Origin of the sequence: Stutzerimonas azotifigens DSM 17556, from assembly GCF_000425625.1 — a bacterium.
Lineage (GTDB): Bacteria > Pseudomonadota > Gammaproteobacteria > Pseudomonadales > Pseudomonadaceae > Stutzerimonas > Stutzerimonas azotifigens.
The window spans coordinates 168,432-180,164 of sequence record NZ_KE384411.1 but is presented as its reverse complement, the minus strand read 5'-3'; the positions used below and the strand labels follow the sequence as shown (position 1 = coordinate 180,164).

Here is an 11,733-nt window from a genome sequence, read left to right as displayed (position 1 = left end):
AGTTAAACCCTCTGCTCGGGCCTGGGGGCGCTGTGAAAGAGGCCGGTTTGCTTGATGAGGTCCTGCCCCGGGTGATCCGAGCCGCGGACGGCCAAGACAATGGCGAGTACCCGGTCCGATTCCTGGAGGGCGGCTGGCAGGTCCTCGGCGGCTCTGGTGAACCGCTCGATGCTCAGCTCACAGGCGGGAAACGCAGGGGTGAGCATTTCCAGCATTTCGTTAGCCAGGCCGCGGCTAACTACCTCTGGAGACCAGACGGCATAGTCCTGTTCGGGGTAGCGGATCTTGATCGCACACTGTACGAAGCCCGAGTGCTCCACCGTCACGAGCTGGCCGCTTTTCAGTCGGAACTGGATCATTTTGCAGCCCTCCTGGCCTCTTCAGGATCGAATGGCGCAGCTCCTTGCTCAAGGGCACGCATACCGACTATTGCCAACGCAGCGATACCAGCGGCGAAGCCCAACTCTGCGCCTGCGCCAGTGACCTTCCAAGCGGGATCATTGAACGCGAGCTGGATGGCGAGGAAAGCGTCCATCTCATTGGCCGTATGAAGCGCGCGAACTTCCTCAGCCATGCCTAAGCCAAGGTCGTACTCCTTGTTCCATTGGTCCCGCTGGAGAGGTACCCGGACAGGTGCCCAGTTGATGCGGCGCGGCGGATTGTCGGCAGTGAGGCCGGTAAAGCTCAGGTCATTGCGAGAGGTGATGGGGCGAGTGCTCATTGCGCCACCTCCATCGCTTCCAGGGCGCGGGCCTTGGTCATGTGAGCGTTGTAGCGGGAGAGACGGACGGACAGGCTCGAGCGGCTGCGAAGGGCGGCCAAAGCCATCGCCTTGTGTGCTGCTGCGCGTGCGCGGGACGGATTGAGGCTGAGGATGCGGGACATGCGTGGAGCTCCTTGTGCTATGGAGCTGCCACCGCCTGCGGCCAAGCAAGGGATGGTGACAGCTGTACGCGGGTTGGCCGACCGGGGCACAAGGTTCCCGGCACACCCGAAGGTGTCCCACGCACAGCTGCCATAACGCGAAGCGGCGGGCACAAAAAAAGCGCCTGCAATCGGTTGATGGGCGCCTGTGCGCCTCGTGCTTTTCGACCGGCCAAGGTCGGTCGCTGAATTTGCAGCGACAGGCCGACGATACATGCGGGGACGTGTGTGTGCAAGGGCCATCATTGCATCGTCTCCGGCGGCAACCACTTTTGAGGGCGAGCGACGTCCACCAGGCTGATCTGCTCCTCGCTGCTCACGCCATGGACGTGCAGGGCAGTGGACAGGATCATGAAGCAGGCGACCAGCGCGGCCTCGATAGGGTGCCCGTTGTCGGCGGCATAGCGAGCGATCGACGGCAGGACTTGGGACAGCCCGAAGTCCATGTGCGTGGCCATGTCGAAGGAGTTAGGGTCAGGGCTGATGTGTTGCTCTTTCATTGCGCATCCTCCGCGTAGATCCCGGCCGAGATGACGGCCCCGCCGATCCGCCGGCGGCCTGCGAGAATGCCGACCGGATTACCCATGGCGGTCGTATTCACCGGCCCACCGAACGCATAGCTCGGCTGGTTGCCGGGGTCCTCTCTGCCCTTTAGTCCCTTGGCTTGGGGGCTGAGCATTTGGATGACGCCGCCGGCCATCACTGCGATGCCGCCCTTGATCAGGTATGGCGAGGCCGCACTGAACGGCGTGAAGGCCAGGATGACCCCGACGACGATCATCACGGCGCCGACAATCGTCTGCAGAGCCCCCGCACGCTTGCTGCCCGTGATGACTGGAACGATGCGAATTTCGGTAGTGCCGCCAAGCCCGAACTCGTCCTCCCCGACGTTTTTGCGATTACGGAAGATGGCATACCGCAGGCCCTTCCTCGCTGCAGCCTGAATGAACGCTTCGAAGCCGGGCAGAGTATGTTTCAGTGCGCTGAAGGCCTCTCGCGTCGAACCCGTCTCCAGTCGCCTCTTGTGCTCACGGCCGAACATTTGGGCGAGAGAGCCCGATAGCTTGATGGTGCACATCGGTTGATAGTTGAGGACGCTGTTCATGCGGCGTCCCTCGCTTCGATCTTGGAACGCAGCCAAGCATCTACTTCGGCCACGACGTAGAACGCAGCGGCTTGGCGGCTATCGCCATCCTTGAGGGGCTTGGGGAAGGTGGGGTCTTTCTTGCGGAGCTTGTCCAGACCGGAGCGGGACAGGTCCAGCCAGTCGCAGAGCGCAGACTGGCGGATAAGGGCTTTGCTTGGGGGTGTGTCTAGGTGCATTTGGGCGCCTCCGTGTGGTGACGCCCCCCATTATTCACACGCGAAATAGGATAAAAACTCGCTCCCGACTCGGTAAATATGATTATCGAGCCGGGGAGAACGATTTATCTCTTAGCAGTGCGCCCCGGTTTGTTTGCGTGGGGGAACTCAGCGGCAACCGGCCTAAGCCACTTTTTGAGGCCGGCTATATCGGATGGCCTGTACTCAAGTAGCCGTTCGTGCTCTGCCATCCATGCCCAGACGATTTCTGCCATGTCGCTTGTTCTTAGCTTCTGCTCCTTGTCCTCGCTCCATCTAAGGCGCGCATAGTCACACGCGATGCTATTGACCACTGCGCGACCAACGTCTCTGTCTCGGTTCGCCTCTCTCATTTGAATAAAACGTGTGTGCTGATCGATGTCCCGCTGGAGTGCCTTCAGCTTCCGGTTGCTTGGGAAGTGCCGTTCTTCTTCAAGGCTTTTCGCGCAGGCCCCAAGCGTGAACATTGCCACAAGGGCCTTGCGGTAGTTTTGGTCAGAACCGTCTGCCTTGTAGGCGGCGTCTAGCTCTTGAAAGGCCGATATTTCCCTCAACAATTCGGCGGCGTGGTGCTTAGTGTCCTCATGAAACAGAAGCGGTTCAACGGCTCGGTCCAGATAACTCAAGATCGCAGTGGGATTATCGCGATCAAACCAGTTTTCCACTTCTCTCACCCACCCGTGGGCGCTGAATTCCTCTTCGTGTTTTGCTGGTTCTGTAGGTACAGCATCAGGCTTTTTGTCGTTTTTCATGCGCGGGCCATCTCCAGCACGACCACGTTTGAGTCAGTGATATTGACCCGCCTGTCGAAATCAGCCCGATGGGCGGGCGTCATGCCGTCAGCCAGGCAATCTAGATAATCGCAATACCACTGCATCATTGCGCGGCGCTGGGGTAGGTACTGGGCCTGGTTGTAGATGCCAGCCACCCCAGCCTCCTTGTGCGCTAGCTGCGCCTCGACGTGATCTCTATTCCAGCCGTGCTCACGAAGCAGGGTCGATGCCGTGTGCCGTGTTCCGTGACCGACAAGACGGCCGCGATAGCCGATCTTGCGGAGTGTCAGGTTGATCGTGTTCTCGCTGATAACGGGCTGCTTGGCACCGATACCAGGGAACAGATAGCGACCGCGGCCGGTGATTCTGTGGAGCTCGCGCAGAGCTTCGAGGGCTTGCCGTGACAGCGGCACCACATGGTCACGGCGCGTCTTCATCTTGGCTGCTGGGATAGTCCACAAGGCCGCCTCAAAGTCGATCTCTGTCCACTCAGCCCAGCGCACCATGCCGGGGCGGGAGGCCGTCCAGAGGCACAGCCAGGTTGCTGTACGGGCAGGCGTCCGGCTGGTGCTGTTACGCAGAGCATGCAGGAAGGCAGGCAGTTCGGGCTCAAGAAGGTGAGGATAGTGCTGAGCCTTGGGCTTCTTGGTGGCAATGGTGGCCAGCTCGGAGGCTGGGTTCACCTCGCACAGCCCCCGAGCGATCGCTTGACTGAATATCTGACGCAGGGCAACGCGGATCTTGTCCCGGGTATTGGTCGCCCCTCGGGCCTCAATCTTTTCCTGCAAAGCGGCACAGTCGCGCGGACTTATCTCGGTGATGGGCTTGTCACCCAGGGCCGGCAGGATGTCGTTGTCCAGGTAGCCACGCATCAGACGAAGCGTGCTCTCGGCCAGGCCATCATCCACCTTGCGCTGATACCAGTAGGCTACCGACTCGCGAAAAGGGTTTAGCACTGTGGCTTCCCTGGCCGCTCTCTGCGCTGCCTTGTGCTGGACCGGGTCAATACCATCGGCCACCAGATCGCGCAGCTCTAACGCCTTCTTACGCGCCACCTTGGCCGGTACGTCAGGGTAGCCGCCTAGGCCGAGCCAGCCCCAACGTCCATCTGGCTTCTTGTGGCGCAGCAGCCAGCCTTTCTGTCCGTTGGGCTTCACGCGCAGATACAGGCCATTGCCATCCAGCTCCCGGTATTCCTTGGCTTCAGGCTCAAGGCTCGCTAATACCGTGTCGGCGAGAGGGCGCTTTCTGATCTCTGAACGCTTCATCCGTGTACACCTTAGTTAGGTATCTGAGGTGAGTGTACATGCTGGTGTACACCGGAGGCAATGCTATACGGGCGCATTAGTAGGCGTGCAGAAACAAGAAACCCCGCACTAGGCGGGGCTTCGAGAGTGTTTCTAGTGCATGTGGGAGCATCTAGAAACTGCTATGTGGAGCGGGCGAAGGGAATCGAACCCTCGTCATGAGCTTGGGAAGCTCAGGTAATGCCATTATACGACGCCCGCGTGGGGTGCCTTTTTACCAGAAGGCGGCCGGCAAATGAAGCGGGGCGTGCACTTTTCGTCGGGGCGTCAGACGCTGGCGATCTCTTCGATGGTCAGGGCGCGGTACTGGCCCGGGCCCAGTGCCGGATCGAGCACGATGGGGCCCATGCGTTCGCGGTGCAGGGCGGTGACCGGGTTGCGGAAGCGGCCGAACATGCGCTTGACCTGGTGGTAACGGCCTTCGTGCAGCGTCAGGCGGGCCTGCCTCGGGCCGAGCAGTTCGAGCCGGGCGGGGCGGGTGATGAGGTTCTCGAAGCGGAAATACAGCCCGGCGGCGAAATGCTCGACGCAGGCCGGGTCGATGTCGTGCGCGGTGTCCACACGGTAGACCTTGCCGAGCTGGCTGTCGGGCTGGGTCAGGCGCCGGGACCAGCGGCCGTCGTTGGTCACCAGCAGCAGGCCGGTGGTGTTGCCGTCCAGGCGCCCGGCGATGTGCAGGTCGGCGCGGTCGGATTCCTCGAGCAGGTCGAGCACCGTGGGATGCTGCGGGTCGCGGGTGGCGCTGACGTAGCCGGCCGGCTTGTGCAGCATGAAGTAGCGCGCAGTGCAGCCGCTCTGGATCGGCAGGCCGTCGGCCTCCACCCGGGCGAAGGCGCGTACTTCGTGGGCCGCGTCGCGGACGACCTGGCCATCGACCCTGACCTGGCCGCGGGCGAGCAGCAGGCGGGCGTCCTGGCGGCTGAGGTGCGGCTGGTTGGCGAGCAGGCGGTCGAGACGCATCAGCGTGGGCGTTCCCGTTCGCCGGTCGCGCAGCGCCTGCACAGACAGGCCTTGCCCCGTTGGGCCGGGGGGATCTGCGCCAGCGCTTGCGGCGCGATGGTCACGTCGAAACACCAGCAGCGCTCGGCCGCTTCGGAGCCTTCGGTCTGCCCGCAGACGTTGGGTTGGCCGCACAGCGGGCAGCGGGTGGGTGTGGGCGAGGGCATGGCAATATCCGCGGAAGACCGGCTATGGTGGTCGCCGCCGTGGTGCCTTGCAACCGTTGTGCGATGGCGGACACACCTTGATACCCTCCATCCGTCCATGCGCCTTATTGGGTGGCGGCAGTTGTGGTCTGATGTCTGCAGGCTGCCGGGAAAATGCACCCGCGGCCGGGAGGACGTATGAAGCTCAAGGCATTGCTGATCACGGCCGGTCTGCTGCTCGGCGGCCAGGTCCAGGCGGGGGATTGGCGCGGCAGCGTCTGGGTGTACCAGCCAGGCGACGGCTATCGACAGCCGGTCCAGCAGTATCGCTACGATCCACGCAGCCCCTATTCGAACCATCCGCAGTACCGGCAGAACCTGCCGCCGAACGGCCGGACCTACGTGCCGCCGCAATACCGCGACAGCTACCCGCGGACCATCCGCCCGGGCGACTGGTCGGGCTCGCGTCGCTTCGACCATCCGCACGAGCGCCGTTACGACTGGCGCGACCGCTCCCGCCGGGATTCCCGCTTCGGACGGGACCCTGGCTACGGGCGCAATCACGGCTACCGCCAGCCCTATGCGCAGCCGCGCAGCCAGTTCTATTTCCGCTCCTATCGAAACTGAGCCCGGTCAGAGCAGGTCGGCGAGCGGATGGGCGCCTTGCCAGGTTGGCAGGAAATGCGCGTCCACCGCCGCCTGCGGCACTTCGTCGACCTCGGGCCAGTGCCATTTCGGGCGCTGGTCCTTGTCGATCAGCCGGGCCCGCACGCCCTCGGCGAATTCGGGGTGACGGCAGCAGTTCAGGCTCATGGCGTATTCCATCCGGAACACTTCGGCCAGCGACCGATAGCGTCCGCGGCGCAGTTGCTCCCAGACCAGATGGGCAGTGAGCGGGCAGCCGGCGGCGAGGGTGTCGGCGCCCTTGGCCAGCAGCGGGTCTGCGTCGCCCTGGCGGGACACCAGCGCATGCCAGGCGCCGGGCAGGTCAGCCACGTCGAGCAGCGCGTCGATGGCCGCCCGGCGTGGCGCCAGTTGCGGCTCGGGCAGCGCGTCCCGGGCGTCCAGCGCCAGCGCCTGGAGCAGGCTGTTGAGCTGCCGCGCGCTCTGCTCCCGCCAGTTGATCTGCACCAGCCCGTGCAGCAGCTCGTCGAGCTGGTCATCGCGCAGGCAGCGGTCGGCGAGGCCGAGATCGAGCGCGTCGGCGGCGTTCAGCTGGGTGGCGGTCAGACCGAGGAACAGGCCGAGCCGGCCGGGCAGGCGGGACAGGAACCAGCTGCCGCCGACGTCGGGGAACAGGCCGATGCCGATCTCCGGCATGGCCAGGCGGCTGCCCGGGGTGACGATGCGCACCCGCGCGCCCTGCAGCAGGCCCATGCCGCCGCCCATGACGAAGCCGTGCGCCCAGCACAGCAGCGGCTTGGGATAGGTGTGCAGGCGATAGTCCAGGCGGTACTCGTCGGCGAAGAAGCGCGCCGCCAACGGCGGCACCTCGCCGGGACGCTCCCGGCAGGCCTGCGCCAGCCGGCGCACGTCGCCGCCTGCGCAGAAGGCCTTCGGCCCGGCGCCGCGCAGCAGCACGCAGACCAGGTCAGGGTCTTCGGCCCACTGGCCTAGCCGGTCGAGCAGCGCCTCGATCATCGGCAGGTCGAGCGCGTTGAGGCTGAGTTCGGCATCCAGGGTGGCGATGCCGATGCGGGCGCCGTGCAAGGCGGGGCGTTCTTCGAAGCGTACCTTCATGACGTGTCCCGGCGGTGGTGGGCGGTCAGCGGTTGTGCCAGACCGGCTCGCGTTTCTCGAGGAAGGCGTTGACGCCTTCGCGGGTGTCCTCGTATTCGAACAGCTCGACAAAGGCTTCGCGCTCGGCTGCGCCGAGGGTCGCTGGGCCGCGGCTGCGCACGCAATCGATCAGCGGCTTGATCTCGCGTACCGCGACAGGACTCTGGCGGGCGACGCGGGTCGCCAGCAGCAGCGCGTGCCCGCGCGACTCGCCGCTTTCGACCACCTGTTCGACCAGGCCGATGCGCAGCGCCGTCTCGGCATTGAGCCGTTCACCGCAGAGGATCATGCGCTTGGCCCAGCCTTCGCCGACCAGCCAGGCCAGCGCCTGGGTGCCGCCACCGCAGGGCAGCAGGCCGACGCCCGCTTCCGGCAGCCCGAGCTGGGCGCGCTCGGCGATGCGCAGGTCGCAGGCCAGCGCGCACTCCAGCCCGCCGCCCAGGGCGTAGCCGTTGATCGCGGCGATGGAGACGCCGCGGAAATACCTCAGCGCCTCGAAGGCATCGCCGAAGCGGCGCGCCATCTCGCGCGCGCGCAGGCGGTCGCCGTCGGCGAACTGCTTGAGGTCGGCCCCGGCGCTGAAGAACTTGTCGCCCTGGCCGGTGATCACCAGGGCGTAGATGTCGTCGTCGTGGTTCAGGTGCTCGATCACCTGCCGCAGGCCGATCAGGGATTCGCGATCCCAGGTGTTGGCCGGCGGGTGGTTGATGGTGATCAGCGCGGTATGCCCGTGCTTTTCCACGGTGAGCTTGTGGGTGAGGTCGAAGACACCGGACTGATAGGGCTCGATGGCAGTGCTCATGGTTGTGCGCGTCCTTCAGCGAATGCGACCGGTCTGTAGCGTCTGTGCGCGACAAGCGTCAACCGAGCTGGTCGACCAGTTGTCGTCCCCATTCGACGCCGCGCGCGGCCGCCTGTTGCACGCTCGGGTAGTGGCGTTCCTGGTCGACCTGCACCGGGCTGAGGATCTGCCGGTCGCGGACGATCTCGACGCCCATCGCCCAGAGCGTCTGCCCCAGGCTTTCATATTCGTAGCCGACCAGGTGCACGATGATGTCGTAGCCCTGGTACAGGCAGCGGTGGCTGTGCGGGATCTGGTGGTCGCTGCCCGGGGGAATGTGCTCGGGTGCGTCGAAATAGGGTTGCTCCGCATCCGGTTTGAACATCTTGCTCATGGTGGCACCTGCTCGCTCGTCCATTAGCCCTTTGGCCCGACCAGCGCCGGCAATGTTCCCGTTGTCTGACGCAACCGACAGGAATTTGCGCGGCGCGAATCGGTCGATTGCCGTACCGACTTCATGCGGAGGCAGCGATGACGGCGCGGAAGATCCAGCTGGATGTGTGGAGCGACTATGTATGCCCGTTCTGCTATCTCGAACTACCGGTGATCAGGCAGTTGCAGACCGACCTCGGCGATGCCGTGGCGGTGCGCTGGCCGGCGTTCGAGTTGCGCCCGGAGCCGATGCCGGCCCTGGAACCTGCCGGCGACTACCTGCAGAGCACCTGGGACCGGGCGGTCTACCCGCTCGCCGACCTGCGGCGGATGATCCTGCGGCTGCCGCCGCTGCAGCCGCGCAGTCGCATGGCCTTCGAGCTGGCGGCGTTCGCCCGCGACCACGGGCGCTTCCAGGCGGTCCACGAGGCGCTGTTCGCGGCCTTCTTCGAGGACGGGCGCGACATCGGCGAAGAGAGCGTGCTGCTCGACCTCGGCCGCGAGCAGGGGCTGGACCCGCAGGCGCTGGCCGAGGCGATCGACACCGGGCGCTATCTGGAAGAGGTGTTCAGCGACCGCCAGACCGCGGAGCAACTGAACATCTCGGCAGTGCCGACCCTGGTGGTGCGGCGGGCGGGCGAGCCGCTGGAGGATGGCGTGCAACTGCATGGAGCGGTGGACCATCCGGCGCTGCGCCAGGCGGTGGAGCGGGTACTGCTGCGCTCGGGCCAAGTCGTCCGACCCTAGGGTGGGCTTCAGCCCACCGGTGCCTGTTGGGTCGACGAGGCCATTGGTGGGCTGAAGCGGAACGCCGCCCGGCCCACCCTACATGCATGTGCGCATAACCCAGCCTACGGCGGGGGCAATGGCTGATCCGGGTCGGGCCCTTTTCGACGTAGCTCGCAGACGCGCGGGCGCACGAATTGACAGCAGCGGCACGGCTTATCTAGGGTGCAGCGCCACCTTGGAGGAATCGCATGACCCAGGAAGATCGCATCAAGCTCGAGGCCAGCTGGAAGGAGGCCTTGCGCGACGAATTCGAACAGCCCTACATGCAGGCGCTACGCGACTTCCTGCGCCAGGAGAAGACCGCCGGCAAGCAGATCTTCCCGCCGGGCCCGCTGATCTTCAACGCGCTCAATTCGACGCCGCTGGACAAGGTCAAGGTGGTGATTCTCGGGCAGGATCCCTATCACGGGCCTGGCCAGGCGCACGGCCTGAGCTTCTCGGTGCAGCCGGGTGTCGCGGTGCCGCCCTCGCTGCAGAACATCTACAAGGAAATCAAGCGCGACCTGAACCTGGACATGCCGGCCCACGGCTATCTGCAGGCCTGGGCGGACCAGGGCGTGCTGCTGCTCAACACTTCGCTGACGGTGGAGCGGGGCCAGGCCGGTTCTCACGCCAAGGCAGGCTGGCAGCGTTTCACCGACCGGGTGATCGAGGTGGTCAGCGCTGAGCGGCCGCACCTGGTGTTCATGCTCTGGGGCTCGCATGCGCAGAGCAAGGCCAAGCTGATCGACGGGACGCGCCATCTGATCCTGAAATCCGCGCACCCCTCGCCGTTGTCGGCGCACCGTGGCTTTCTCGGCAACGGGCATTTCAGCCGGGCCAACAAGTTCCTCCAGCAGCACGGCCTGACGCCCATCGACTGGAGGTTGCCGGCCACGGTCTGACCACGACCGGGCCGGACCAAGATGCGACGCGAACGCCGCCGCCCCGGCGTCAGTTCTTGCCGGCGTACTTCGTCTGCAGCTCCTTGGCCATCTTCAGGTGTTCCTCGAGCTTGGGCAGGGTCGATTCGGCGTACTGCTTGAGGTCGGGGTTTTCGCCGCTCTTCACGTATTCGCGGTACAGCTCGATGGTCTGCTCGTGGGCGACCACCTGGTTGTTCGCGTAGGCCTCGTCGAAGTTCTCGCCATCGCGCAGCTGCAGGATCATGGCCTTGGCCTTGTCCATCAGCATGGCGCGGTCGGACATCTCCAGGTTCTTCTCGCTGGCCAGCTGGGCGAGCGTCTGGTTGGCCTGGGTGTGGTCCTCGACCATGCGGTTGGCGAAGTCCTTGATGTCCTGCGCCTGGCTCTTCTCCAGCGCCAGCCTGGCCGTCTCGATTTCCGCCATGCCTTTGGCCGAGGCGTCGTCGACGAAGCTTTCCGCCTGGGCCAGCGCCTGGCTGCTGGCAAAGGCGAACAAAAGGGCGAGAGCGCCCGCGAGGAAGGCTCTGGATTGTCGGATCATTGTTTTTCTCCTGCTCGTTGAACATGGGCCGTGCACGCCATGCGTGTGCGGCTGACCGTCATGAGTTCGGACGTGCGGCGGAGAAAGGCGGTTCCTGCGGGCCGTCGAACGGTCGACGCAGAAGCGGAAAGGCGGCGGAGCCGGGCGGCCCCGCCGGAGCGGTTACTGGAGCATGCCCATGGCGGCATCCATCGCCGCGGAGAGGTCTTCGTCGTCCTCGGCCTGCGAGTTCGGATCGAGCCCCAGCTTGGCGAAGGCGGGAATGCCGCTCCAGTCGAGCCGGGCGAACGGGTGCTCGGTGCCGATGTAGGACTGCAGGGTCGCCACCTGGACGATGTCGACATAGTCGACGGCGGGCGAGTGGCGGGTGAAGTTCAGGTAGGCCGCCGGCACGCAGGCGATGTGCTCGGGGAAGTCCCAGGTGCGCAGGATCTTCTCGCCGATGATCGGATGGATCTTCTCAATCACGCGGTTCAGGCTGATGGAGTCGGCCAGCAGCGCGCCGTGTTCCTCGGCATAGGTCAGGATCGGCAGCACGCCGATCTGGTGCACCAGCCCGGCGAGCGTCGCCTGGTCCGGCATCAGGCGGGTGTAGTGGCGGCACAGCACATAGGCGATCCCGGCGATCTCGGCGCTCTTGTTCCACACTTCGCGCAGCTTGCGATCGACCACGTCGGTGGTCGCCTGGAACATCTGTTCCATGGCCAGGCCGGTCGCCAGGTTGCAGGTGTAGTTGATGCCCAGGCGCGAGACCGCCATCTGCAGGTCGTTGATCTCGCGGTTGGTGCGCAGCAGTGGGCTGTTCACCACCTTGATGATGCGCGCGGTCAGCGCCGCATCGTTGCCGATCACCTTGCAGATGGCCGGGATGCTGATGTTCGGGTCCTCGGCCGCTTCGCGTACGCGCAGGGCCACTTCCGGCAGCGTCGGCAGCACCAGCGCGTCGTGATCGATGGCCTGGGTCAGCTCCAGTTGGACTTTGTCGGCTAGGGTGCTCATGTCGATTCCTTTATATG

18 protein-coding genes and 1 tRNA gene are annotated in these 11,733 nt (G+C 64.9%); 3 read left to right on the top strand and 16 right to left on the bottom strand.

Annotation, left to right across the window (positions count from 1 at the left end):
* Window positions 1-2 precede the first annotated feature (2 nt).
* The 11 genes from H610_RS0115480 to H610_RS0115430 form a co-directional block, all read right to left on the bottom strand.
* Window positions 3-359 (bottom strand): hypothetical protein, encoded by a 357-nt coding sequence (locus tag H610_RS0115480; RefSeq protein WP_028240524.1) that lies wholly within the window; start codon window positions 357-359, stop codon window positions 3-5.
* On the bottom strand, window positions 356-721 hold the full coding sequence (locus H610_RS0115475; protein WP_028240523.1) for a hypothetical protein: 366 nt from the start codon (window positions 719-721) through the stop codon (window positions 356-358). Before H610_RS0115475 ends, H610_RS0115480 begins: the two co-directional genes overlap by 4 nt.
* Window positions 718-885 (bottom strand): hypothetical protein, encoded by a 168-nt coding sequence (locus H610_RS25820; protein ID WP_169338862.1) that lies wholly within the window; start codon window positions 883-885, stop codon window positions 718-720. The genes H610_RS0115475 and H610_RS25820 overlap by 4 nt, the downstream gene beginning before the upstream one ends.
* A gap of 281 nt (window positions 886-1,166) precedes the next feature.
* Window positions 1,167-1,424 (bottom strand): hypothetical protein, encoded by a 258-nt coding sequence (locus tag H610_RS0115465; RefSeq protein WP_028240522.1) that lies wholly within the window; start codon window positions 1,422-1,424, stop codon window positions 1,167-1,169.
* Window positions 1,421-2,029, bottom strand: coding sequence for a tail assembly protein (locus H610_RS0115460; RefSeq protein WP_028240521.1), 609 nt, complete (start codon window positions 2,027-2,029; stop codon window positions 1,421-1,423). Before H610_RS0115460 ends, H610_RS0115465 begins: the two co-directional genes overlap by 4 nt.
* Window positions 2,026-2,247 carry a helix-turn-helix transcriptional regulator gene (locus tag H610_RS0115455; RefSeq protein WP_028240520.1) on the bottom strand — a complete coding sequence of 74 codons (222 nt, stop codon included), beginning with the start codon at window positions 2,245-2,247 and terminating at the stop codon, window positions 2,026-2,028. The genes H610_RS0115460 and H610_RS0115455 overlap by 4 nt, the downstream gene beginning before the upstream one ends.
* 104 nt (window positions 2,248-2,351) lie before the next feature.
* Window positions 2,352-3,017 carry a hypothetical protein gene (locus H610_RS0115450; protein WP_152529108.1) on the bottom strand — a complete coding sequence of 222 codons (666 nt, stop codon included), beginning with the start codon at window positions 3,015-3,017 and terminating at the stop codon, window positions 2,352-2,354.
* Complete coding sequence (locus tag H610_RS0115445; RefSeq protein ID WP_028240518.1) at window positions 3,014-4,306, bottom strand: tyrosine-type recombinase/integrase; 1,293 nt, start codon at window positions 4,304-4,306, stop codon at window positions 3,014-3,016. The genes H610_RS0115450 and H610_RS0115445 overlap by 4 nt, the downstream gene beginning before the upstream one ends.
* 166 nt (window positions 4,307-4,472) lie before the next feature.
* Window positions 4,473-4,546: transfer RNA gene (locus tag H610_RS0115440), tRNA-Gly, on the bottom strand.
* A 66-nt stretch (window positions 4,547-4,612) separates the two neighbouring features.
* Entirely contained in the window at window positions 4,613-5,305 is a 693-nt protein-coding gene (locus H610_RS0115435; protein ID WP_028240517.1) for a pseudouridine synthase, read from the bottom strand.
* The gene (locus H610_RS0115430; RefSeq protein ID WP_028240516.1) at window positions 5,305-5,511 is read right to left on the bottom strand and encodes a cysteine-rich CWC family protein; all 207 of its coding nucleotides are present in this window, start codon (window positions 5,509-5,511) and stop codon (window positions 5,305-5,307) included. Before H610_RS0115430 ends, H610_RS0115435 begins: the two co-directional genes overlap by 1 nt.
* Window positions 5,512-5,688: 177 nt before the next feature.
* Between H610_RS0115430 and H610_RS24595 the strand changes: the two genes are divergently transcribed.
* Complete coding sequence (locus H610_RS24595; RefSeq protein WP_051231788.1) at window positions 5,689-6,117, top strand: hypothetical protein; 429 nt, start codon at window positions 5,689-5,691, stop codon at window positions 6,115-6,117.
* Between the two features lie 6 nt (window positions 6,118-6,123).
* Here H610_RS24595 and H610_RS0115420 read toward each other — a convergent pair whose 3' ends face one another.
* From H610_RS0115420 to H610_RS0115410, 3 genes are read right to left on the bottom strand one after another with little or no spacing between them, the layout of a single operon-like run.
* A complete protein-coding gene (locus tag H610_RS0115420) occupies window positions 6,124-7,230 on the bottom strand; it encodes an enoyl-CoA hydratase/isomerase family protein (protein ID WP_028240515.1) in 1,107 nt (368 codons plus the stop codon).
* A gap of 25 nt (window positions 7,231-7,255) precedes the next feature.
* Complete coding sequence (locus tag H610_RS0115415) at window positions 7,256-8,071, bottom strand: enoyl-CoA hydratase (protein ID WP_028240514.1); 816 nt, start codon at window positions 8,069-8,071, stop codon at window positions 7,256-7,258.
* A 58-nt stretch (window positions 8,072-8,129) separates the two neighbouring features.
* Window positions 8,130-8,444, bottom strand: a complete 315-nt coding sequence (locus H610_RS0115410) for a hypothetical protein (RefSeq protein WP_028240513.1) — start codon at window positions 8,442-8,444, stop codon at window positions 8,130-8,132.
* Between the two features lie 137 nt (window positions 8,445-8,581).
* Here H610_RS0115410 and H610_RS0115405 point away from each other — a divergent pair, with 137 nt between their 5' ends.
* Together H610_RS0115405 and ung are read left to right on the top strand one after the other, a co-directional pair.
* A complete protein-coding gene (locus H610_RS0115405) occupies window positions 8,582-9,229 on the top strand; it encodes a DsbA family oxidoreductase (protein ID WP_028240512.1) in 648 nt (215 codons plus the stop codon).
* Between the two features lie 230 nt (window positions 9,230-9,459).
* A complete protein-coding gene (gene ung / locus H610_RS0115400) occupies window positions 9,460-10,155 on the top strand; it encodes a uracil-DNA glycosylase (RefSeq protein ID WP_028240511.1) in 696 nt (231 codons plus the stop codon).
* 49 nt (window positions 10,156-10,204) lie between these two features.
* On the opposite strand, the gene H610_RS0115395 is transcribed toward ung, so the two are convergent.
* Both H610_RS0115395 and H610_RS0115390 read right to left on the bottom strand, forming a co-directional pair.
* Entirely contained in the window at window positions 10,205-10,717 is a 513-nt protein-coding gene (locus H610_RS0115395) for a DUF4142 domain-containing protein (protein WP_028240510.1), read from the bottom strand.
* Between the two features lie 162 nt (window positions 10,718-10,879).
* Window positions 10,880-11,716 (bottom strand): HDOD domain-containing protein, encoded by an 837-nt coding sequence (locus tag H610_RS0115390; RefSeq protein ID WP_028240509.1) that lies wholly within the window; start codon window positions 11,714-11,716, stop codon window positions 10,880-10,882.
* Between the last annotated feature and the right edge of the window lie 17 nt (window positions 11,717-11,733).